Annotated in this window: 18 protein-coding genes; 8 read left to right on the top strand and 10 right to left on the bottom strand. The window is 38.9% G+C overall.

All coding sequences use genetic code 11. The annotated features are described in order from the left end of the window. Positions 1–102: 102 nt before the first annotated feature. From treR to nagZ, 4 genes are all read right to left on the bottom strand, one after another. Positions 103–1047 carry a trehalose operon repressor TreR gene (gene treR, locus ACU5DF_RS01140; protein ID WP_446711476.1) on the bottom strand — a complete coding sequence of 315 codons (945 nt, stop codon included), beginning with the start codon at positions 1045–1047 and terminating at the stop codon, positions 103–105. A gap of 314 nt (positions 1048–1361) precedes the next feature. Beyond that, positions 1362–4427, bottom strand: a complete 3066-nt coding sequence (locus tag ACU5DF_RS01135; RefSeq protein WP_446711475.1) for an efflux RND transporter permease subunit — start codon at positions 4425–4427, stop codon at positions 1362–1364. 12 nt (positions 4428–4439) lie between these two features. Further along, positions 4440–5537, bottom strand: a complete 1098-nt coding sequence (locus ACU5DF_RS01130) for an efflux RND transporter periplasmic adaptor subunit (RefSeq protein WP_045103853.1) — start codon at positions 5535–5537, stop codon at positions 4440–4442. Positions 5538–5737: 200 nt separating this feature from the next. After that, on the bottom strand, positions 5738–6733 hold the full coding sequence (gene nagZ / locus ACU5DF_RS01125; RefSeq protein WP_446711474.1) for a beta-N-acetylhexosaminidase: 996 nt from the start codon (positions 6731–6733) through the stop codon (positions 5738–5740). Between the two features lie 172 nt (positions 6734–6905). Here nagZ and ACU5DF_RS01120 point away from each other — a divergent pair, with 172 nt between their 5' ends. The 8 genes from ACU5DF_RS01120 to ACU5DF_RS01085 all read left to right on the top strand — a co-directional run bounded on the left by ACU5DF_RS01120 (position 6906) and on the right by ACU5DF_RS01085 (position 16377). After that, entirely contained in the window at positions 6906–8009 is a 1104-nt protein-coding gene (locus ACU5DF_RS01120; RefSeq protein ID WP_446711473.1) for an anhydro-N-acetylmuramic acid kinase, read from the top strand. 127 nt (positions 8010–8136) lie between these two features. Continuing rightward, positions 8137–8913 (top strand): (2Fe-2S)-binding protein, encoded by a 777-nt coding sequence (locus ACU5DF_RS01115; protein WP_446711472.1) that lies wholly within the window; start codon positions 8137–8139, stop codon positions 8911–8913. A gap of 156 nt (positions 8914–9069) precedes the next feature. Next, positions 9070–9306, top strand: coding sequence for an RNA recognition motif domain-containing protein (locus ACU5DF_RS01110; protein WP_045103850.1), 237 nt, complete (start codon positions 9070–9072; stop codon positions 9304–9306). A gap of 145 nt (positions 9307–9451) precedes the next feature. Further along, on the top strand, positions 9452–11167 hold the full coding sequence (locus ACU5DF_RS01105; RefSeq protein ID WP_446711471.1) for an RluA family pseudouridine synthase: 1716 nt from the start codon (positions 9452–9454) through the stop codon (positions 11165–11167). A 1-nt stretch (position 11168) separates the two neighbouring features. After that, positions 11169–12878, top strand: coding sequence for an RluA family pseudouridine synthase (locus ACU5DF_RS01100; RefSeq protein WP_446711470.1), 1710 nt, complete (start codon positions 11169–11171; stop codon positions 12876–12878). Positions 12879–13109: 231 nt separating this feature from the next. Beyond that, positions 13110–14189, top strand: coding sequence for a rod shape-determining protein RodA (gene rodA / locus ACU5DF_RS01095; RefSeq protein ID WP_446711469.1), 1080 nt, complete (start codon positions 13110–13112; stop codon positions 14187–14189). Positions 14190–14299: 110 nt separating this feature from the next. Further along, positions 14300–15523 carry a sodium/glutamate symporter gene (gene gltS / locus ACU5DF_RS01090; RefSeq protein WP_446711468.1) on the top strand — a complete coding sequence of 408 codons (1224 nt, stop codon included), beginning with the start codon at positions 14300–14302 and terminating at the stop codon, positions 15521–15523. Between the two features lie 188 nt (positions 15524–15711). After that, positions 15712–16377 carry a DedA family protein gene (locus ACU5DF_RS01085; RefSeq protein WP_446711467.1) on the top strand — a complete coding sequence of 222 codons (666 nt, stop codon included), beginning with the start codon at positions 15712–15714 and terminating at the stop codon, positions 16375–16377. A gap of 89 nt (positions 16378–16466) precedes the next feature. Here the strand turns inward: ACU5DF_RS01085 and gnd are convergent, their stop codons facing one another. The 6 genes from gnd to lolC form a co-directional block, all read right to left on the bottom strand. Next, positions 16467–17915 (bottom strand): decarboxylating NADP(+)-dependent phosphogluconate dehydrogenase, encoded by a 1449-nt coding sequence (gnd, locus tag ACU5DF_RS01080; RefSeq protein ID WP_446711466.1) that lies wholly within the window; start codon positions 17913–17915, stop codon positions 16467–16469. Between the two features lie 28 nt (positions 17916–17943). Then, the gene (pgl, locus tag ACU5DF_RS01075) at positions 17944–18660 is read right to left on the bottom strand and encodes a 6-phosphogluconolactonase (protein ID WP_446711465.1); all 717 of its coding nucleotides are present in this window, start codon (positions 18658–18660) and stop codon (positions 17944–17946) included. After that, positions 18657–20159: a glucose-6-phosphate dehydrogenase gene (gene zwf, locus ACU5DF_RS01070; protein ID WP_446711464.1), complete on the bottom strand. Its 1503-nt coding sequence runs from the start codon at positions 20157–20159 to the stop codon at positions 18657–18659. Before zwf ends, pgl begins: the two co-directional genes overlap by 4 nt. A gap of 275 nt (positions 20160–20434) precedes the next feature. Beyond that, a complete protein-coding gene (lolE, locus tag ACU5DF_RS01065) occupies positions 20435–21679 on the bottom strand; it encodes a lipoprotein-releasing ABC transporter permease subunit LolE (RefSeq protein WP_446711463.1) in 1245 nt (414 codons plus the stop codon). Continuing rightward, entirely contained in the window at positions 21679–22395 is a 717-nt protein-coding gene (gene lolD / locus ACU5DF_RS01060; protein WP_446711462.1) for a lipoprotein-releasing ABC transporter ATP-binding protein LolD, read from the bottom strand. Before lolD ends, lolE begins: the two co-directional genes overlap by 1 nt. Beyond that, positions 22388–23596, bottom strand: a complete 1209-nt coding sequence (gene lolC / locus ACU5DF_RS01055; RefSeq protein WP_446711461.1) for a lipoprotein-releasing ABC transporter permease subunit LolC — start codon at positions 23594–23596, stop codon at positions 22388–22390. The genes lolD and lolC overlap by 8 nt, the downstream gene beginning before the upstream one ends. Positions 23597–23748: the final 152 nt, after the last annotated feature.

Genomic DNA, 23748 nt, shown 5'->3' with positions numbered 1-23748 from the left:
CCAAATTCGTTCCAGTATAATTACAAAGATAAATCCAAAAATAAATGGGAACAATCCCACAAGGTGAATCAGATCACAATAAAGCGTGTTTTATATACAAACCTAAACAGATAATGATTGTGTTAGATGGGTAATTTCAACATTACCTTCTAATTGTTGTAGAAGTAGTTTTGCAGCACTCTCTCCAGCCAATTGGTAGCCAGGGTTAATACTAATGATATTAGGAAATAGAAAAGAAAGGAGTTCATTGCCGCCGACTCCTGTGATTTGAATGTCTTCACGTTGTAGTTCTTGAAGGCGTTTAGCGACCCCTAGTGCTAATGTATCACTAGCACAAACGATAGCTTCAACGTCATTATCTAGCACTGAATCTACTAAGATATAAGCGCTTTGGTGATCAAGCTGTCCTGTAGCAAAGTTAGCGATGATGCTGTGTTCTTCACACCATTGTAGGTAAGCATCTAAGCGTAATTTTCCCGTTGTTTTATCACTTGGATCTACGCCAATATACGCAATGTTTTTCAGATCCAATTCAGAAAGATAATACAGAGCTTGTCTGATAACACCATAATTATCATAATTAATTGAACTTACTTTATCGGTATCCATGGCAATCACCACCATGCGCTCGCTCCAACGTTCTATTTCAGCCATATCGCAATCAGTAAACCCAAATAAAATAACACCATCCACACTGCGTTTTCTTAATACCTCTAAGTGCTCATTGGTTTTTTGAGTATCAAACTGGCTCTCCATGATCACGGCATCATAGCCCTGCTGATAGATAATCTCTAAAATACCGCTAATGGCTTTATTTTCTGAAGGTGAATCAAGACGAGATGTGATAATCCCTATTACTTTTTGACTACCACCACGCATACTCTGAGCGGATTTAGAAGGAGTAAAACCAGACTCTTTAATAATCTGCTCTACTTTAAGGCGTGTTTCTGGCTTCACTTTTGGATCATTGGTTAACACACGAGAAACGGTCGATTTTCCAACACCAGCCATTTTAGCTATATCAAGAATCGTCAATTTTTTCGTCATATCTACAGTATCCAATAAGTAAAGTGTAAGTCTCGATTATAGCGTTAACTCTTTCTATTCTAAACCAAAAAGAAAAAGCCTGACCATAAACATGATCAGGCTTTGAAAATTACTTGTTTTCGCTTTAAAACAATCTACGCTTTAGCTTCTCTATCGTCAGGGCGAGAGCGTGAATGGCTAATTTTTGTTCATTAAAATATTAACCTGACGTTTTGCATAAGTAACGAGCTCAATAGAATTGAGATACAATTAAATTTTACTTAATAATAACGTTAAAAATTGACAAAGAATTACATTCTCAACAAAATTTCAACTCACGCTCTTACCCTGTCTCTATCGTACTTATTTGCTCTAAAGAACAAGCTATATAATACAGGGACAACACCTAATGTTAATAGCGTACCAACGGCCATGCCAAAGATCATCACAATCGACATTGAATACCAAAACTCTCCGCCAGAGATTGCCAGTGGAACTAAACCTAATATCGTCGTTAGGGTTGTCATGACTATTGGTCGTAAGCGCGTTAAACAAGCATCAATAATTGAGTCTTTAATTAACATTCCTTCAGCACGATTACTCTCAATGCAGTCAATTAATACAATACCATTATTAATGATTATCCCCGCTAAACTAAAAATACCTAACATCGCTGGGAAGGTAAAATACGCATCCATAATCAATAATCCACTAACCGCACCAATCAATGATAATGGAATGGTAAGTAAGATGATCGCAGGTCGACGCACAGAATTAAATTGTAGTAATAACAGCAAGACCATAACAGCAAAACAGTGAGGTAGATACCCAAATAATGCACCATTTGCCTTGCTTGCACCTTTTAGCTCTCCACCTAGCTCAATAGAATAACCATCAGGTAATTTCAACCCTTTTAAGTGAGGTTGAACTAATTTGTTAAGCTCACTTGCTTGTAGAGTTGAGTGCTTCACACTCACTGTCATTACTCGCTGTAAGTCTTCACGGCGGATCACTGCAGATTCACGTTCCGTCGAAAAATCAGCGAATTGAAGTAGCGGTAAAGGTTCACCAGAACTTGATGAAATAATACGCATACTAAACAATTTACCTATTTCGTTGCGCTCCTCATTACCACGGATCATAACAGGAATAACATCATCATCTTCACGATAACTTGTTACTTGATAGCCCTCAAGGAAGCTATTTAAACTTATCGCAATATCTCGACTTGTTATACCTGCTCTTTGCGCGGCTGTTTGGTCAATATCAATATTGATTTTTGGTACACTGTTTTCCCAATTATTATCAATACCAACAGTGCCTGGAATATTATGTAATGCACTTTCTATTTGACGAGCAATTATACGTAAAATTTTCTCATCATCTCCGACAACTTTATATTCAATCAAGCCTAGTTCAGTACCACCTAGCCACATTCTTTTTGCCTGACCAGATGCCTCAGGTAACTCTTGAATTATAAAATCATTAGTTTTTGCTACCATTTCTAACGCAGAAACGGTATCAGTAGTATTAACTACCATAAAAGCACGGTTCGTCGCACGATCAACTGGAGAGAGCGCTAAGAAGAAACGCGGACCACCATCACCAATATATGCAACGGAACTTGTCACATCAGGGTTCTGTTCTTTATTCATTAACCAAGTATTTAAACGACGGGTTACTTTCGTTGTTTCAGTCACCGTTGTTCCCGCAGGAAGGTTCAAAAACACTAAATATTGATTACGTTCAGAGCCTGGCATAAATTGAATCGTTACAAATTTCAATCCAAAAATAGCTAAGAGAAATAGTGCAATACAAGCAGAAACAAACGTCAATCGATAGCTTAATGCGGCATTAATGACTTTTTTGTACCCTCGGGTAAATAATGTCTCTTTATTTTTTTCTTTTACTTCAGATAAACTCACTGGCTTTAAGAACCATACACATAGTGCTGGTGTTGCAAATAAACATAAAAACCATGAAGCTAATAACGCTAACGTAATCACCTGAGATAAAGAGCGTAAATACTCACCCGTAACATCCTGTGCAAGTAACAAAGGCATAAATGCCAAAATACTGGTCAGTGATGATGTTAATAAAGGCAATGCCATGGTTTTAGATGCAAGTACTGCTGCCTCTACTTTATCCATGCCTTCTGATATTTTAGTTTTGATAAACTCAGCAATAACAATGCCATTATCTACCAATAAACCAAGGGCTATGATGATTGCAGCTATGGACATTCGTTGTAATTCAACGCCCCATACTGACATACCAATAATAGTGAATAAAATAGTTAATGGTACGATACTACCTACTATCAATCCCATTCTTACGCCTAAGAATAGCATGACAACCGCAAGTACAACCAAGACGGTTTGCATTAAGTTCGAGGTTGCAGAGGAGACTGACGCTGTTACTTTTTCAGGTTGGAATGTAGCTAGATCTAATGTCATTCCAGCTGGTAACTGGGATCTGTACTCTTCTAAGAATGACTCAATATCAGAACCGAAATCGTCACTTTTGATTTCATCAGCCATTGATGCTGCAATGATTATCGCAGGTTCATTATTAAAGAAAACTGGCGTTTTAAATGGGTCTTCATAGCTGCGTTCTAAATCTATGAGATCTCGTAGATAAACACTTTGTCCACTGTCACGCTCAAACAACACCATATTTTGAATTTCTTCTACCGATTCAAAATTTCCTGATGGTTCAATAACAACTTCTAATGTATTAGCATTTATTGTTCCGCCTGGTAACACCACGTTACGTGATTGAACACTAGTTTTTATTTGTTTTACTGAAAACTTGTTCTCTGCAATCGTTTCTTCTTTTGGTGTCATCCAGATTCGTTCTTCTTGAACACCATATAAAGCAACTTGTGAAATGGTTGAATAGGTGCTCAATTTATCTTGTAAAAACTCAGCCATGCGACGCTTTTCACGAGGAGAAAAATCATCCCCAGTTAGCGCTATCGTCGCAGAATATACACGGCCAAACTCATCGTTGACATAAGGACCATATGTTCCTTCTGGTAACTTACTTTCAATCTCTTCCATTCGGTTACGCAAGGTATCCCAAATAGGTTGTAAATTGAAGTACTTATCATGGACAGAGACATTAATTTGCGTAACACCAGTTCTCACCCATGACTTAATTTCAGACACTTCTGGGATCTGTTTTATTTCTCTCTCTAATGGTTTAGTTATCAATTTTTCAATACGATCTGGTGACATCCCTGGAAACTGAGCTACGACCACCGCATTACGAATGAGAATTTCAGGATCTTCTTTACTTGGTGACTTTAAAAACGTTGAAACACCAACAATAAAAAGCATGATAATGAATACTTGAGTAAAGCGAGTATTACTTAGAGCAAAGCGAGTTAATTTATCCATAATGATAATTCCTTATTTTTCCTGCCAAAGTTGTACTTTTTGGCCTTCAAATAAAAAAGGTACCCCTGCAATAACTACGTGCTCTCCTTCTACTAACCCATCATAGACTTTAAACTTATTATCTAAAGTACGTTCAGTCGCAACAAACCGTCTTTCCAATGTCATTGTCGCTGGATTTACGACATAAATTGCGGCTTTCTTCTCTTCACGTGCAGCACTGAGATCATCAAAGTTTACTGCGCTTAGTGGTAAAACAATAGCCATTGCATCTTTGTTACCTAACGAAACCACTACATTTGCTGACATTCCATTACGAATTTTATTGTTACTGTCTAAAATTCTCACTGTGACAGAGTATGCATTTCCTTTTTCAACTACAGCACCAATTTCTGTCAACTCACCAGCCACTTCTGCACCAATAGCCGGGATCTCAATATTTACTGACATACCAAAACTGAAGTATTGGATTAAACTTTCAGGCACTAATATGGCTACTTCTAGAGAGTTATTATTAACCAACTCTAGAATTTTTTGTCCTGAATTCACTTTAGTAAAATCGTCAACTAAAACATGACTGATTAATCCTGCATAAGGCGCTTTTAATTCAGTACGAGAAAGATTGAGTTTTGCGTTACGTAAATCGGCTTGAGCGGCTAACATTTGCTGATTTTTAGCATCAAAATCCGCTTTAATATTAAGTAATTCAGAATCACTCACAAAGCCTTTTTTTTGCAATTTCTCTGCACGTACGTATTTATCTTCCGCTTGAAGCAAGGCTGCCCTAGATGCCCCTAAAGAAGCTGATACTTTACTGATCGTCAGTTCTAATTCATCGGTTTCTAATCGAGCAAGGACTTGATCTTTTTTAACTCGATTACCTTTAGAAATCAGTATTTCACTTGTAGTGCCACCAATTTTAAAGCTCAGCGGCGAGGTTCGAGTACTTTGAACTACACCTGATAATTCTCTTTCAATAAGATAGGAGGTACGAGAAGTCGTAATATATTTTACATTTCGAATAACTTCTGCTTTTTGTTCATTTTCTGGTTTAGAACCCTTCTCACAACCGATTAACATAAGGGCAGTAAATAGTACGATAATAAATTTCACAATAACTCCAAGCTCTCATTGATAACGCATATCGTACCAGTATAGCGTTCTTATTGTGAAATAAAAGTAGATCCCAAGAAAAGATGATCTATATCAAACAAATACCTCAAAATAGGTACGCTGTAAGTCATTAATAATAAAGATAAAAAAAATGCACAGTAAAAAACCGTGCATTTCTTAGTCAAATTATAACTTTTAACTTACGACTTCCAGTTATCGTAAGCTTTAGTAATTCTATGATTCGCCTCTTTCCATTCGCGACTGCTCAACAGCGTTTTTCTATCGAAGTGTTGAGTTTTAAGCAATAAATCGGCTTTTTCAACCGTTTGAATTGTAAGATTATCTAAAACTTCTACAGCTGATTTTCGATTATTGCACATTAATACCATGTCACAACCTGCATCAAGGGCTTGCTGAGAGCGCTCCGCTGGTCCGCCCATAATTGTTGCCCCTTCCATACTTAAATCGTCAGAGAACACCAAACCATTAAAATTAAGTTGTTTACGCAATACGTCTTTCAACCAATATGAAGAGCCACTTGCTGGCGACGAATCGTATTCAGGATAAATAACGTGGGCAGGCATCATCGCATCTAAAATACCCGCTTCGATTTGTGCTTTAAAAATAGCCATGTCCAATTCGAAAATATTGTCACGGTGATCATAAGGGGTTTCTAAATGAGAGTCAGCTATCACACCACCATGCCCAGGGAAATGCTTCCCTGTTGTTGAAGTACCCGCAGATTTCATGCCTTTCATAAAAGCCGTGCTGTATTTAACGATAGTATTAATATCATCACCAAATGCACGGTTACCAATCGCTTTACAATCAAAACCATTATCAAGCACTGGGGCAAACGTAAGATCGATGTCGTGAGCAACAAGTTCAGAACATAATAACCAGCCTGCTGTTTTCGCTAACTCAAGACCATTATCCATTTCAGCATACGCTTGAGCTGGTGGAATAAGAGTAAATTCATCTCTAAAACGCTGAACTCGGCCACCTTCTTGGTCAACACCAATTAGAATTGGACGTCCTGCGGCTTTGCGAATAGATGCAGTCAGTGCAGCTAACTGTTTTGGATCATGATAATTTCGAGCGAAAAGAATTAATCCGCCCACTGTTGGATGTTGAAGCAACTCACGCTCTTCTGCATCGATTTCGTACCCTTCAACATCTAGCCATAACGGACCCATATCTTTCTCCAAATCATCTTAATTTTTATAGGCTTAAAGTATCACGCCCTTTCTCATTTTAAAATCTTATCTATGGAAATTTTGTGTCAATTGTGTGAGTAACATAGATATTATCTCAACACTTTATGGCACAATAAAAACGTTAATTAATCCGTAGTTATGGAGTATCCACATGGAAAAATACATTGGCTTAATGTCAGGAACCAGTTTGGACGGTGTCGATACCGTTGTTGTTGAGACTAATGGCACAAAAATCAACCTACTTGGTCATGCTGATTTCCCAATGGATCCTCAACTAAAAGTAGATTTACTGGCTGTTTGTACAGGGCAGCAAACCAACCTAAAAGTGATTGGAGAGATTGATCATCGTTTAGGTCATTTATTCGCGGATGCAACACTTCATCTTCTTCATACACTCAACCTTAAACCAGAAGATATCACCGCCATTGGCAGCCATGGACAAACGGTCTTTCATTCGCCTGACGCACAATACCCTTTTACGATGCAACTTGGTGATAGCAATATCATCGCAGCTAAAACAGGAATTGATACCGTTGCTGACTTTCGTCGTAAAGACATGGCACTAGGCGGACAAGGCGCACCATTAGTTCCCGCTTTCCACCACACTTTATTTGGTAAACCAGAAAGCACGCACGTTATTTTAAACATTGGTGGCATCTCTAATATCTCCATTTTACAGAAGAATTCGCCCGTTATTGGATATGACACTGGCCCTGGTAACATGTTAATGGATGCATGGATCTCCGAGCACCAGCAAGTCAGTTTCGATAAGAATGGTGATTGGGCTCGCAGTGGTACAGTGGTTGGTGAACTACTGGTAAACCTAAAGCAGCATAGCTATTTTGCTCGATCTTACCCAAAAAGTACTGGGCGTGAATTATTCAACTTAGATTGGTTTTCTCAATATATTGAAAATACCCCTTATCAACCACAAGATGTGCAAGCAACGTTATTGGAGTTCACCGTTTCTACGATTGTCGATCAAGTAATCAAATTCCATGTTGGAGAGAGTGCAAAACTGCTCGTTTGTGGTGGTGGTGCTCATAATCAATATCTAATGGAAAGACTGCAATTCCATTTACCAAATTGGGCAGTTGTTACCACTAACGACTACAATGTAGATAGTGACAATATGGAAGCAATGGCGTTTGCATGGTTAGCACATCAACGTATTCATGATTTACCAAGTAACGAACCGGATGTGACGGGCGCTTCTCGTTATGCAAGTTTAGGTGTAATCTATCCAGTATCTTAAATACAAATAAGAATAATTAAGAAGTATTTTATTATGCATATTTCAGCTCAATTACAGCCTCTGTGGCTCAGTAAAAAAACATCAAATTCATGCTATTCTTTAAGAGAACAATTAGCATGGTTACACAATGATGATGATAACTTTAAGCTTAAAGCTATTGATAAAAACCAGCCTTGATGATAAACACTCCTTACTAAATAAATGGTTACCAGCTAATTTGTCTAATGCCATTGAATTATTTGGTAAAAAAAATGAAGTAAATCAAAATGTTGCAGCATCAATGTGGCTTAAATCTTTCAATAATCAATTTTTTACTAGCTTAACGGCACTGCGTTTAAAGTTCAACCGTGTACCTATCGTTCAATTTAATGATATTTTTATCTCGACTCCCAATGGCGAAAAGATAAAGTCACTGCAAATCAACAATAACTGCCCTTTTGTTTGTCTAGCAACTGATCCTTTAGCATCTGAATCACAAGCAACCGTCGTAGAGAGCCAAGAAAAACTAGATGAAGCCTTCACTTATTTATTGCAACAAATCGGGGGTGGTTTAAGCATTTTTTTTGAAAAAGAGCGTCTTAAGCATCGTCCATTCTGGGGAAGTATTTCCTTGGCGGTCAGCGTGTTCTTTATGCGTTTAACAGAAAAAGGACTTTCAAAAGAGGTCGCAAGCCAATTAGCACTAAACGCAGAACACTGGTTAGAAAACATTATGCCAGAGATAGGAAAAAATCTTGCACATGTTCGAGTCGCAGAAAATAATCAGCAAGCCATTTTATATGTTCAACGCGAAACCTGTTGCATGAAATACAAAATCGATGGCAAAAAGAACTGCGCTACTTGCCAACTTCTAAGTGAAGAAGATCGCCATAAAAAAAATATTAAACGTATTCCTTCTCTTTAGCGCTGTAATAAAGACATAAGAATGCTCAAATACACGTTTAATTTAGTATAAAACTCAATCCGGAACAGTTATTTTGTTGTTTCGGATTTTTCACTTTGGCACATTATCCTAAGATCTGTTATAACGTATCCTCAAATCACTACTTAACGGTTAATCATGAAATTACTAGTTCGCAACCTACCTCGTACAATGACTGAATATGAATTAAGAGAGATGTTTAAAGCTCACGGTTCACTTGATTACTGCACACTGGTTTTAGATGAAATGACTGGCGAATCGAAAGGTTTTGCCTTTGTTGAAATGTCAAACGAAGAAGAAGCATTAGCAGCTATCGAAGCTGAAAATGGTAAGAAGTTTGGCAAAGAAAAAATCCGTGTTAAAGCAGCAGAGTAATCACCTTACTTTGTAAATAAAGCGCATTCAGTGATTAAACAGTTAACACTCTCAAGTTATTTTTTAATCACATATACCAATCGTACCTATAAAATAAATTAGAATACGATTGGTATTGTTCCATTCAGCTAATTAGACCTTACTTATGCCAATTCCTGATCCTTGCTTTACCTCTTTCGCACAATCTATTACTGATTACTCTTTACCTAAACGCTTCACTTTCCCATTTTATTATGAACCACACCCTTTGTGTGAATTAGCGGCGACTCAGTTACAACGTCACCTAGAGACTCAAACTGAATGGCGACATAACTTTGGTATAGAGCAAGATAACACTCCAAATAGTCTTGAAAAAGCCATTGGTAAAATGTTTGGCGTATTACTCGTTCAGCATTTATCAGGTGAGATCGGATTCTTATCTGCGTTTTCAGGTAAAGTCGCTGACAGTAATCACCTTCCCCATTTTGTTCCTCCTGTATTTGATATGCTAGAAGAAGACGGATTCTTTAAAGCAGAATTAGCTGAAATCACTGAGATAAATGCAACCATCAAACAACAGCAGATGAATCCATTACTTGCTGATTTAACCGCAGAAATAAAAGCTGAGACTCTCGCTTCACAAGAGCAATTAGAAGCGCAGCGTCAAGTAATGATTGACGGGCGAAAATCACGTAAAGAACAACGTACAGAAGCAGAAATCAGCGCTAAAGATGGGTCTCAAGAAACAATCGATATTCTAGAACAATTAAAGATAAAATTAGGCAAAGAAAGTATCCAAGAGAAAAATACATTAAGAGATCTTAAGATCTTTTGGGATGAAAGAATAAGTCACATTCAGTATCAATTAGAACAACTCAATACAGAGTTATCAAAATTAAAAACAGCGCGCAAAAATCTATCTAATGCCCTACAAAAAAAGCTATTTCAGCAATATAAATTCTTAAATACCCATGGTGTAGAAAAAGATCTCAATGATATTTTCAAAGACATGCCAAACCATATCCCGCCCGCAGGATCAGGTGAATGCGCTGCACCTAAACTATTACAATACGCCTTTGCTCATAATTTAAAGCCGTTAGCATTAGCAGAGTTTTGGTGGGGTATTGCTCCAAAATCTGAAATACGCCAACATAAAAAGTTCTATGCTTCTTGCCAAAGTAAATGTCAGCCAATTTTAGGCCATATGCTTGATGGCATTGAAATGGATGAAAACCCATTACTGATAAACCCAGCAGAAGGCAAAGACATCGAGATCGTTTATGAAGATGAGTTTATGCTTATCATCAATAAACCCGCAGATTTTTTATCGGTACCCGGTAAGAATATTCAAGACTCTGTCTATACACGTATTCAACAGCGCTACCCTAATGCGACAGGTGGGTTAATTGTTCACCGTTTAGACATGGCAACCTCTGGATTAATGGTATTAGGGTTAACCAAAAAAGCACATAAACGATTACAAAAGCAGTTTATCAATCGCACCATCGAGAAGCGTTACACTGCATTAATTGATGGTGTCTTAGCGCAAGATGAAGGAATGATCACATTGCCACTGCGCGGAGATTTATATGATCGCCCTCGTCAGTTAGTCTGCTTTGAACATGGGAAACTGGCAGAAACAACGTATCAAGTTATTGAGCGCATAAAAGATAAAACTAAAGTTTACCTGTACCCAAAAACAGGACGTACCCATCAATTACGAGTTCACTGCGCTCATAATTTAGGTTTAAATATGCCGATAGTTGGCGATGATTTATATGGTAAAAAAGCAAATCGATTACACCTACACGCAGGCTATTTATCTCTGACTCATCCCATGACTAAAGAGCCAATGGAATTTGATATTGAGGCGGAGTTTTAATATGCAACCACACAACATAGCATCTTCAAAATTTACACGATTTTCTGGTCAGATCGATACTATTGCTCTGCCTGAGCGTTTTACCTTTCCTTATTTCTACGTTCCACATCCATTAGCGTCACTGGCAATGGAAGAGCTGCAGCACTATTTGGATAATCAAAAAACATGGTCCCATGACTTTACCACTCAAGGTAAAATGTTTGCCGTTCTCGTCGTTAAAAATCAACAAGGTGAACTTGGTTATCTCTCCTCTTTTGCTGGCACGCTTTCAGATAGTGAAGAAAGCCTCAGTCAAGCGCCTGATTTTTTTGTTAATGCCATCTTTGATAACCAAGCATACTGCCGTCTACTTTCCACCCAAGAAAACGAAATCAAAGTACTTGAAGCAGAGATTGTCCGATTAGAAAACGCACCTGATTTTATCGCATTAAAAGAGAACCTAGCCGCAAGTACGGCTCAATCAGAACAAGAAATCTCAGCGTTTCAGCAAGCAATGGCGGCAGCAAAAAAAGAACGAAAGCTACGTCGCTCTAATGCTGAATCAGACTCTGAATCGCCATTATCTCAAGATGAATTAAGTGCCTTAATTACTGATCTTGGTAATCAAAGCAGTCGTGAAAAACGAGATTTAAAGCAGTTAAAACAGCAATGGCAGCAGACTATTACTGAATTAACCACGCAGCACAATGAATTCCTTGAAGCGCTTAAATTAGTTAAACACCAACATGAGAAATTACTTCAAAAATTAAAAGATGATGCATTAAAAGCGACTCTATTTCTTAACCAATCTGGTGTATCAAAGAGCCTGTTTGAGCTATTTAAACAAAATAGTTCAACTAAACATGCTCAAGATCCTATCCCTTATTCAAGCGAACAAAACTTACCTAAGCTACTGCAAGCGGCTTTCACATTAGGGTATACGCCAATAACATTAGGTGAATTTTGGTGGGGTTCCGCACCATATGAGCAAGTTCGCCAACACAAAAACCGCTATCCAGTATGTCAAAGCAAATGTTTTGAAATTATCGAACATATGCTTGATGGCATTGATGTTGATGATAGCCCATTAGAACAAACGCCCTCTTACGGAAAAGAGTTAGAGATCGTTTATGAAGATGATGTCATGGTCGTTGTTAATAAGCCTGTTGAGTTTTTATCGGTTCCCGGTAAGTTTATTACTGATTCTGTATATACTCGAATTCAAGCACGCTACCCTACCGCTACTGGGCCTCTAATTGTTCATCGCTTAGATATGTCGACCTCTGGTTTACTCGTATTAACACTAACACCTGAAACCAATAAACAAGTACAAAAACAGTTTATTGAGCGCACAGTAGAAAAACGCTATACCGCTCTACTGGAAGGCAATATCAGCAATGACAGTGGTTTCATTACGCTACCATTGCGCGGTGATCTGGAAGATAGACCACGTCAAATGGTTTGTCATACTGAAGGCAGAAGTGCAGAAACATCTTACCAAGTTATTGAGCGTAAAAATAATCGGACCAAAGTCTACCTATACCCTAAAACTGGCCGCACTCACCAACTGCGAGTTCATTGCGCTCATCAAGCAGGGTTAAATACTCCGATTGTAGGTGACGACTTATATGGATTTAAAGAGACTCGATTACACTTACATGCTGGTTATTTAAAATTACGTCACCCTGTCACAAATATTGAAATGGAGTTTGAGGTCGACTCAGATTTCTAGAATACATATTAAAAACAGAAGACTGGCACTTAGCTATGTCAGTTTTCTGTTCATCTTTACAAGTAAAGATTGCTTTTTTTCATAAAAGAGTTACTTTCCATCTTCTTATAAATTACATCGGCAGCACCATCTAATTATATCAATTTAAATCAAGCCTCCCCTTTTCTCGAACCAATTTATTGCTCTCTATTTTGAGCTTGCTTGCTTCCTTTTTATAATGAATGATTGACCATGCTTACATATAAACCACGAATTGATTTCCCTCTACTTATCGCCATTGTATTACTAATTTTATTAGGCTCTCTCACCGTGTGGAGTGCCAGCGGATTTAATGACTCAATGCTTGAACGACACTTAATTCGAGCTGCAATTGCCATCACTTGTATTGTTGGCATGTCGACGATACCCCCTCGAACATACGAGCGAGCTACTCCTTATTTATATGGCTTAGCAGTTATCTTGCTATTGGGGGTTATCCTTGTCGGAGACAGTACCAACGGGTCGCAGAGGTGGCTTATTATTGGGCCAATCCGATTCCAACCATCTGAGCTTGTTAAAGTTGCTATTCCACTTATGGTAGCATGGATACTTGTATCTGATACTGGCCGGCCTAACCTCAAGAAGATACTGATTTGTTTACTTATTACAGCCGTACCTGCAGGGTTGATTTTTGTTCAACCCGACCTTGATGGTGCAATATTTACGGTTATTTATGCTCTATTTGTTCTCTATTTTGCAGGAATGAGCTGGAAAATTATTAGTTCTTTTCTGGGGGTAATTGCTGTAACAATACCTATGTTATGGATCTTCGTTATGGAGGCTTATCAGAAAAAACGCGTAACACAATTTCTTGATCCAGAATCCGATCCCCTTGGTGCAGGTTATCAAATTATTCAATCTTTAATTGCAGTGGGCTCTGGTGGCATGCGTGGTAAAGGTTGGGAAAATGCGACTCAAGGACAACTTGGTTTCATTCCTGAAAGTCATACCGACTTTATTTTCTCGACCTACGCTGAAGAGTGGGGATTCTTTGGTTGTGCATTATTATTAGGTCTTTATCTGTTTATCACTGGGCGTGTAATTTGGTTAGCTTACCATTGTGAATCACCATTTAACCGCTTAGTCTGTGGTACTTTTGCTCTTAGTTTCTTCCTATACGCCTTTATTAATATTGGAATGGTCACGGGGCTTTTACCAGTAATGGGAAGCCCTCTGCCTTTCTTTAGTTACGGAGGAACGGCGATGATCACTCAAGGTATCTGTTTTGGTATCATAATGTCTCTTTGCTTACAAAAGGCTTATAAACCATAAATATAATTTTTAATATAGTGAATATTTATAGTGACTTTATAAAAGAGTTGTCATAATCTCGATCTTTCTTCGTCACACCCATTGGTTTGATATTACACTTCGAGCTACCTATGACAAATACACTCTCTATCGGCGCATTAGAATCTTTTCTAATCGCCATTTCAGTGCTTTCCCTTGGCCACTTTATCAACTCTAAAATTGGGGTATTTAAAAAATACAATATCCCAGAACCTATTGTTGGCGGCCTAATTGTTGCGTTTTCTATTACCCTTTTGCATTTTCAAGGTGTCAGTATTGAGTTTTCACTGCCACTACAGAATACATTTATGCTAATGTTTTTTAGTACTGTCGGCCTTGCTGCTAACTACACTCAATTAGTCAAAGGCGGTGCTAAGGTTTTCTTATTCTTAGCGGTCGCTTCTTTTTATATCCTAATTCAAAATGCAGTAGGTGTAGGCCTAGCCAGTGCAATGGGACTAGACCCATTATTAGGCTTAATTGCAGGCTCAATTACCTTATCTGGTGGACATGGGACAGGTGCTGCCTGGTCACAGACTTTTGCCGAAAACTACAATTTAAATACAATGGAGCTTGCTATGGCTTCAGCTACCTTTGGTTTAATTATGGGCGGGCTGATAGGTAGCCCTATCGCTCAAAAGTTAATCCAAAAGCACAAGCTAGAATCAGAATATGGCACTGATGTCGACACTCATACTCGCTTCCCTGAGTTAGTAACTTACAATGACCGAGAAGAAGATAAGATTACAGCAAAAAAAGTCATTGAAATGCTGTTTATTTTATTGGTTTGTGTCGCAGGTTCTCAGCATCTGAGTAAATTTGTAAGTAGTTTTGGTATTACTTGGCTTAATATTCCAGATTTCGTCTATGCCCTATTTATTGGGGTATTTATTACCAATATCTTTGAAATCAGCAAGGTTCGTAAGATCGATACCGAAACTGTTGATATTCTCGGCACCGTTTCTTTATCGTTGTTCTTAGCTATGGCGCTTATGAGTTTAAAGTTATGGAATATCTTTGATCTTGCGATTCCATTTTTAATTATTTTAACTATTCAAACAGTTGTCTTAGCCCTTTTCTCTTATTTTATTACCTTCCGTATTATGGGAGCAAATTATGATGCAGCAGTAATGGTAGGTGGTCATTGTGGATTTGGATTAGGGGCAACACCAACAGCTGTTATGAATATGGGCTCTCTGGTTTCTCGCTTTGGTCCTTCTCCACAAGCTTTTATGGTTGTACCTATTGTTGGTGCGTTCTTTATTGATATTACCAATTTAATCATACTTCAGGCTTATATTAGCTTCATTGGTTAAATATCATTACAAATCAATAAGTAAACACCATAGAGATTGGAAGGCTAGCCATTCAATCTCTATGAAAAAATCTATTATGAACTTTTTATGACAGTGTAAATTTATAGTGACTTTATAAAAGACTTGTCTTACTCTCGATACACTTATCCCAATAAGCTAACTGCTTATTTTTCGTCTGGAGAATGGCGATGTTTGATTCATTTCTTTCGATTCTAACAGCTCTTTGGCAACAAGATTTTACCCTATTACAAAATCCAAATAGTGTCACTATGATTTACTTCTGTCTTATTCTGTTTATTTGGTTAGAGAGTGCTTTTATTCCTGCTGCTCCCCTTCCCTGCGACAGTGTGGTTATTCTTTCTGGTTCACTGGCTGCTGCAAATGTGATCAGTTACCCCGTTATTGTTACTGGTCTAATTATGGCAGCAGCAATAGGCAGCCAGCTCGCATTTATTCAAGGCCGCTGGTTACATAAATTTCCAATGATTCAAAAATGGATCAATGCCGTTCCTGCACATCGTTTACAAACCGTTGATTCTTTATTGACGAGACATGGCTTAATTGCTTTATTCGTTGCCCGCTTCATCCCTATAGTTCGTCCTCTTTTACCCCTAATGATGGGATTAAGAATGCAGAAAACATCGCGTTTTCATTATTTTGCATGGATGAGTGCGATTATTTGGATTTTATTACTGACAGGCTTTGGTTACTCACTGTCTTTCTTACCAGAAAAGATCTCAAAATACATAACAATGGTATTAATGGCAGCACCAGTGATCACCCTAACCATAGCTGTAGGCAGTTTCATTAGTGGCTACTGCGTAAAAAGATATAGAAACAAACGCATTATTTAATTTATTAGATTCCATAATCTACAAAAAAGCCCTTAGCTTATAATAAGTTAAGGGCTTTTTGTTAGGTATTAGTATCTACTTTTTTACGATTATACGTCGTAAGTTGTTGATGCTGTGTTACCGCCTGTACCTGTCCAGTTTGTGTGGAAGAATTCACCACGTGGACGGTCAGTTCGCTCGTAAGTGTGAGCACCGAAGTAATCACGTTGAGCCTGAAGAAGGTTTGCAGGAAGACGCGCTGTAGTGTAGCCATCTAGGAACGTAAGAGCAGAAGTCATACATGGCATTGGGATGCCAGATTCCATAGACTTAGCTGCTACTTTACGCCATGCGCCCATACAGTTGTCTAGGATACCTTTAAAGTAAGCATCTGAACCTAAGAATGCAATCTCTGGGTTTGCTTCATAAGCATCACGAATGTTACCTAGGAATGCAGAACGGATGATACAACCACCACGCCACATTAGAGCAACGTTACCGTAGTTAAGATCCCAACCGTTTTCGTTCGACGCTTCACGCATTAGCATGAAACCTTGAGCGTAAGAGATGATCTTAGATGCTAGTAGAGCCTGACGGATTGCATCAACCCACTCTTGCTTGTCGCCTTCAATTGGAGCAACAGTCTTACCGAACAATTTCTCAGCTTCAACACGTTGGTCTTTAAGTGCTGATAGACAACGAGAAAATACAGATTCAGTGATTAGCGTTAGTGGGATACCCATATCTAGTGCGTTGATACCAGTCCACTTACCAGTACCTTTTTGGCCTGCTGTATCTAGGATCTTCTCAACTAGCGCTTCACCATCTTCATCTTTGTAACCAAGGATGTCAGCAGTAATTTCTACTAGGTAGCTGTCTAGCTCAGTTTTATTCCACTCTGCAAATACAGCCTGCATTTCGTCGTGGTTCATACCAAGACCATCTTTCATGAACTGGTATGCTTCAGTGATAAGCTGCATGTCACCGTATTCGATGCCATTGTGAACCATCTTAACGAAGTGACCAGCACCGTCGTTACCAACCCAATCACAACAAGGCTCACCCGCGTCAGTTTTCGCTGAGATACCTTGGAAGATAGGCTTAACCGCTTCCCAAGCTTCAGGAGAACCACCTGGCATGATAGAAGGACCGAAACGAGCGCCCTCTTCACCACCAGAAACACCCGTACCGATAAAGTGAATGCCTTTCTCGCGAAGAGCAGCTACACGACGGTTAGTATCTGGGAAGTTAGTGTTACCACCATCAATGATGATGTCACCTTTATCTAGAAGCGGTACAAGCTTGTCGATGAACGTATCAACAACATCACCAGCACGTACCATAAGCATTACTTTACGTGGTGCTTCTAGTTTCTCAACTAGCTCTTCTAAAGAGTAAGCACCAACAATGTTAGTTCCTTTAGCTGGGCCTTCTAGAAACTCGTCTACTTTTGCAGCAGTACGGTTATGAGCGACAACTTTGAAGCCGTGGTCGTTCATGTTTAAGATAAGGTTTTGACCCATTACTGCTAGGCCGATTACACCGATATCACCTTTCATTATTTTCTCTCCTTGCGGCTATTCGCGATTATGCGATAGCGCTTGCTGCATTTGAATCGAGGAACCACTCTGTTTCACCAGTTGTAGACTGGATTTTTGCTGCCGGATAAGGCAACTCTGAAGCAGGTGTCGTATGAATTTCTTTAACGATCTCAACTTTGCCTGAACCTAATACTAGGTAGCTGATTCGCTTTGCGGCTTCTAAAACTTTCGCTGTTTTAGAAACACGGATTTGACCAGACTCAGGATGAGAAGCAAGTACAGACAAGTTCTCATCTTGGTAATTAGTCACACCAGGAAACAATGAAGCCGTGTGGCCATCAGCACCAACACCTAATAAAATCCAATCAAAAACAGGAATACCGTTCTCTGTTGGGATCACATCAGCCATTTCTTGTGCAAAACGTTCAGCTTCAGCTTTTGGCTCGTCTTCACCACGAATACGGTGAATATTTTCTGCTGGTAAATTTACTTTAGTGAAAAGTAATGTATTAGCTTCACCAAAATTACTCTCCGCGTCATCAGGGGCAACACAACGCTCATCACCCCACCAAAAGTGTAGGTTATTCCATTGAATGCCTTCTGCATATGGTGCTTGAGCTAACAATTTGAAAAGCATTTTAGGCGTACTTCCGCCAGAAAGAGAAATATGTACAGCTTTACCCTGCTCACTATACGCTTTCATTTCATTTGCTAAGTTTTCAACAACTAGCTCTGGTGTAGCAAAAATTTTGTGATTGATCATAATTCGCAGTAATCCGTGTCTGTTAAATTTTTGCATGGAAAACGCCATGCACGATCATCTCTTTGTAAAAGCTCATCCGCTTCTTGTGGTCCCCAAGTACCACAGGCATACCCAAACAAAGATTGAGGATCTTGCTTAAAGTCTAAAATTGGTTGAACATATTTCCAACATGCTTCCACTGCATCAGTACGAGCAAATAACGTTGCGTCGCCATTTAATGCATCTAACAATAGACGTTCATACGCAGTAAGCATTTGAGTTTCTTGCAAATCAGCGTATGAGAAGTTCATCTTAACTTCTTTTGCCTTAAATCCAGCACCTGGCTCTTTTAAGCCAAAGCTCATCTGAATGCCTTCATCCGGTTGAATACGGATAATCAACTTATTTTCAGGAGCATTCTGACCAAAGACTGGGTGTGGTGTTTGTTTAAAGTGAATAACAATCTCTGTTACTCGAGTCGGTAAACGCTTACCAGTACGAACATAGAAAGGAACACCATTCCAACGCCAGTTATTGATATAAGCTTTTAAACCGATGTAAGTTTCTGTTCGAGAATCATCGGCAACACCATGTTCTTCACGGTAACCCGATAACTGTTGGCCACGTACATCAGATGCCGTGTACTGACCTAACACAAGGTTTTTACGCAAATCATCTTCTTCAAGCGGTTTAAGACATTGAAGAACTTTAACAACTTCATCACGAATCGAATCCGCATTAATTTGAGCCGGTGGTTCCATGCCTACCATTGCTAATACTTGTAGCAAATGGTTCTGGAACATATCACGAACGGCCCCAGAGCCATCATAATAGCCACCACGTTCTTCAACACCAAGAAATTCTGCACCAGTGATTTCAACATAATCAATAAAATTACGGTTCCATAACGGTTCAAACATCGCGTTTGAGAAACGAAGCACTAGAAGGTTTTGTACCGTTTCTTTACCAAGATAATGGTCAATGCGGTAAATTTGGTGTTCTTGAAAGTGGTTATGAATTTCTTTATCAAGGCTTTGTGCTGATTCAAGATCATACCCGAATGGTTTTTCAATAATTAGACGTTTCCAGCCATTAGATTCATCGTTAAGGCCATGAGCTGCTAGGCAAGCTGGAATTACACCGTAAAGACTTGGCGGAGTTGCTAGATAGAAAAGCGTATTCTGTTGCTCAAGTTGATACTTGTCAGCCAATAGATCTAACTTAACAGCCAGTTTACTATAATCATCAACATCTGACGTATTTACCGCTTGGTAATGTAAATGCTCACAAAATGCAATAAGCGTTTCTGGATCTGTTTTTTCCATCTCTAGCAGTGATTTTTTCATCTTTTCACGATACGACTCATCGTCATATGGAGAGCGGCTAACGCCTAGGATTGAAAAAGATTCTGAAAGTTGATTACTCGCGTACAGATGATACAAAGCAGGAATAAGCTTGCGGAAAGTAAGATCTCCCGAAGCTCCAAAAATTACGATGGTATTGTTGTCCGAAATTGTCATTATTTCTCTATCCGATACACAGTAAAGTATGCGCGTATAATAGAGAAAATCTTTTCTAATTTCTAATCAATTTTAATTATTATATCAATAGGTAAAACCGAACAATATAATACCCTTACAAATAAAGCGGAAATAAGCACTGTAATTTATATAATCAAGAGTTTTTTATTCTTAATTTAAATATATTGTTGTACACTTAAATTTACCACCATCTCGGCTTAAACTAAAAAGAAGACCCCTATATAATTTAGAAGTCTTCTTATCAGTTATATTCATTATTTAGAGCTCAGCACCGTAGCTGGATGTAACTGACTTGCCTTTCTGGCAGGATACCAAGTTGCAATTGCACTTAAACAGATCGCTGTAGCCGTCACAACAGCAACATCACTCCACACCAATTCAGATGGTAAGAAATCCACAAAATAGATATCACCGGATAAAAACTGGTGTCCTATTAGTGATTCTAACCCTTTAATCATTGGTGTTAAATTTAATGCCACAAAGGAGCCAAGAGCAGAGCCCGCTAAACTACCCGTTACACCAGAGAAGATCCCTTGGCACACAAAGATGCGTTTAATTAAACCATCATTTGCCCCCATAGTTCTTAATATCGCAATATCTCCAGCTCGATCTTTCACTGCCATCATTAGCGTAGACACAATGTTAAAGCAAGCAACTCCAATGACTAAAACCATCACAAGATACATAATTGAGCGAACTAATTGAATATCTCGATACAAGTAACCATATTTCTGAACCCAACTGCGTAAGTAGACATATTCAGTTAATGTTCCCCCTACTTCACGGACAATTTCTTGGGCGTTAAGCACATCATTCACTTGCAAAGAAACACCTGTGACACTGTCACCTAGATTTATATACTGTTGTGCATCTTTTAGAGGAACAATAGCTAAACCATGATCAACCTGCCCACCTAAGGACAATAATCCAACCACTTGCAAACGTTGACGCTTTGGAGAACGAAGTTGCTTACTTGCATTTTCATCTGGGATCATCGCTGTGATCCAATCTCCGACTTTTACATTTAATGTATCCGCAACGCCTTTACCTAAAATAACGCTTTGTTTATTCGCTTCGAACGCCTTCCATGCCTCGTTATCAATATACTCAGGTAACTTAGAAACCGCCGCTTCTAATAAAGGTTCAACGCCTCGAACTTCAACCGCTTTTAATTTACTGCCTCTTTCAAGTAAGGCGGTAAATCGAACATAAGGCGCAGCTCCTGTTACTTTTGGATGTTTCTTTGCTTGATTCATCATGGTTTGCCAATCAGATACTGGGGTTTTTACCCCTTCAAGCTCAGCGTGTGGAATAACAGAAAGCACACGATTTTGTAATTCACGCTCAAAACCATTCATCGCAGAAAGACCAATGATGATCACAGCTACACCAATAGCAATACCGAGAGTGGATGAGAGCGAAATAAATGACACCATTTTATTACGCTGCTTTGCACGAGCAAAACGACCACCAATAAAAAGAGAAAGCGGTGAAAACATTACGCCTCCTGCTCTTGGCTTAACGCCGAACGAACGGTTTCAGTAATAAAGCGACCATCTTGCATACTTAATTGCTTATCTAGTTTTGCTGCTAATTCATTATCGTGTGTTACCACTAAGAATGCAGTACCTGACTCTTGATTCAATTCGCGCATTAAATTATAGATGTCTAATGCTGTTTTATAATCTAAGTTACCCGTCGGTTCATCAGCAAGAACTAAAGCAGGCTTATTAACTAACGCACGAGCAATTGCAACACGCTGGCGTTCACCACCAGACAGTTCTGAAGGACGGTGTTCAATACGATGTGCTAGTCCAACTTTCTCTAGTAATTCTGTGGCACGCTTTGTCGCTTCTTTCTTATGGATACCACCAATTAACAGCGGCATGGCCACATTTTCTAAAGCGCTAAAGTCAGAAAGAAGGTGATGGAACTGATACACAAATCCAATATGTTGGTTGCGAATTTTTGCTTGCTTATTAGCACTCAATTTTGTTAGTTCATTTTGTTGAAAATGCACAGTTCCTGCTGTTGGTTCATCAAGTGCGCCAAGAATGTGCAGTAATGTACTTTTACCAGAGCCTGATGAACCCACTATCGCCACTAATTCACTTTCATTAATTTGAAAATCAACGCCTTTAAGCACCTCAGTTTCCATTGTGCCTTCTTGGTAAACCTTACGAATACCCTGACAAACTAATAATGGATTACTCATATCTTAATGCCTCTGCTGGTTGTACGACTGCCGCTCGATAAGATGGGAATACGGTCGCTAATAAACTTAATAAAATTGCTAGAATAATGACAATACACACTTGTAATGGTTCAACCTGTGTTGGTAAAGAGCCGCCAACAGTAAATAGCGACAACCCAAGTGTAGAAAGGATAACATTGATGTTACTGGCAAATAGAGCTCCCAATGTACCACCGACAATTGCGCCTATTACGCCGCTGCTTGCCCCTTGTACCATAAAAATAGAAAGTACCTGATTACTCGTCATGCCTTGTGTTTTTAATATCGCCACTTCTGCTTGTTTTTCCATTACCACCATAATTAAGGCAGAAATAATATTGAACGCCGCGATAGCTACAATAAGCCCTAGCATTAGACCCATCATGTTTTTTTCCATTTTTACCGCTTGGAATAATTCCCCGCGTTGATCACGCCAATCACTCCATGTCATGTTATTTTCTAAAGGCAATTTAGCTAATTCTGTCACTTGGAATGGGTCACTAAAGAATAAACGCCAACCTGTGATGTTGCCTTTTTTCAATTTCATTAAACGGGCAGTATCTTGAATATTCGCAACCATTAATTGGCCATCGACATCAGAGCCTGTATTAAACACGCCAACCACCTTAAAATTACGTTGGCTTGGGATACGTCCCAGAGGCGTGTATTGGCTAGCATTAGTCACCATAATTCGGACGGTATCACCATAACGGACACTCAGATCACGAGCAAGTTTTGAGCCAAGAAAAATACCATATTCACCCGTTGCTAATTGCTGTACATTGCCAGAAATTAACTCATAAGCAATAGGGTCATATTCATTTGGGTCAATACCAACAAGCATACCTGCACTCAAGCCTTTGGCGCTTTGAATAATCGCCTCTCCACGAACCACTGGGGTTACTTGGGTGACATGAGGTAAACTTGCTGCGTAATCTCTTTCATCTTCTGATGGCGTAATTTGCTCACTCTCACTTGAAATAACCGCTTGAGGTAATACTCCCAAAATACGGTCTTTAAGTTGACCTTCAAAGCCATTCATTACAGATAATACCGTAACCAAAGAGAGCACTCCGATGGTGATCCCCGCCGTAGACATATAAGAGATAAAACGGCTAAATCTATCGCCAGAGCGCCCTCTTAAATATCGTAAACCTATAAATACTGATACTGGATGAAACATAAATTCTCTCAATCACGCCTATCAAAGCTATAATAATAGCTACAGTCTATCACGTAAAATACTGGTATTTATTCCTTTTTTGCTCGTCTAACATTGATTGAATGATATTAAACACTTGCTGATACTTAGGGACTTCGCCATAATCATTAAAT

The sequence above is a fragment of the Aliivibrio wodanis genome, assembly GCF_052920805.1.
Note: the sequence above shows the minus strand (reverse complement) of the source record. Positions and strands in the feature narration are given on the sequence as shown.

Excerpts from the sequence above, each read along its gene's own strand:
- rodA (WP_446711469.1), top strand. The coding sequence starts at position 13,110 with ATGCTTACATATAAACCACGAATTGATTTCCCTCTACTTATCGCCATT.
- lolD (WP_446711462.1), bottom strand. The coding sequence starts at position 22,395 with ATGAGTAATCCATTATTAGTTTGTCAGGGTATTCGTAAGGTTTACCAA.
- ACU5DF_RS01120 (WP_446711473.1), top strand. The coding sequence starts at position 6,906 with ATGGAAAAATACATTGGCTTAATGTCAGGAACCAGTTTGGACGGTGTC.
- pgl (WP_446711465.1), bottom strand. The coding sequence starts at position 18,660 with ATGATCAATCACAAAATTTTTGCTACACCAGAGCTAGTTGTTGAAAAC.
- treR (WP_446711476.1), bottom strand. The coding sequence starts at position 1,047 with ATGACGAAAAAATTGACGATTCTTGATATAGCTAAAATGGCTGGTGTT.
- ACU5DF_RS01110 (WP_045103850.1), top strand. The coding sequence starts at position 9,070 with ATGAAATTACTAGTTCGCAACCTACCTCGTACAATGACTGAATATGAA.
- nagZ (WP_446711474.1), bottom strand. The coding sequence starts at position 6,733 with ATGGGTCCGTTATGGCTAGATGTTGAAGGGTACGAAATCGATGCAGAA.
- ACU5DF_RS01100 (WP_446711470.1), top strand. The coding sequence starts at position 11,169 with ATGCAACCACACAACATAGCATCTTCAAAATTTACACGATTTTCTGGT.
- ACU5DF_RS01085 (WP_446711467.1), top strand. The coding sequence starts at position 15,712 with ATGTTTGATTCATTTCTTTCGATTCTAACAGCTCTTTGGCAACAAGAT.
- gltS (WP_446711468.1), top strand. The coding sequence starts at position 14,300 with ATGACAAATACACTCTCTATCGGCGCATTAGAATCTTTTCTAATCGCC.
- gnd (WP_446711466.1), bottom strand. The coding sequence starts at position 17,915 with ATGAAAGGTGATATCGGTGTAATCGGCCTAGCAGTAATGGGTCAAAAC.
- lolC (WP_446711461.1), bottom strand. The coding sequence starts at position 23,596 with ATGTTTCATCCAGTATCAGTATTTATAGGTTTACGATATTTAAGAGGG.
- ACU5DF_RS01115 (WP_446711472.1), top strand. The coding sequence starts at position 8,137 with ATGATGATGATAACTTTAAGCTTAAAGCTATTGATAAAAACCAGCCTT.
- ACU5DF_RS01105 (WP_446711471.1), top strand. The coding sequence starts at position 9,452 with ATGCCAATTCCTGATCCTTGCTTTACCTCTTTCGCACAATCTATTACT.
- lolE (WP_446711463.1), bottom strand. The coding sequence starts at position 21,679 with ATGTTTTCACCGCTTTCTCTTTTTATTGGTGGTCGTTTTGCTCGTGCA.
- zwf (WP_446711464.1), bottom strand. The coding sequence starts at position 20,159 with ATGACAATTTCGGACAACAATACCATCGTAATTTTTGGAGCTTCGGGA.
- ACU5DF_RS01135 (WP_446711475.1), bottom strand. The coding sequence starts at position 4,427 with ATGGATAAATTAACTCGCTTTGCTCTAAGTAATACTCGCTTTACTCAA.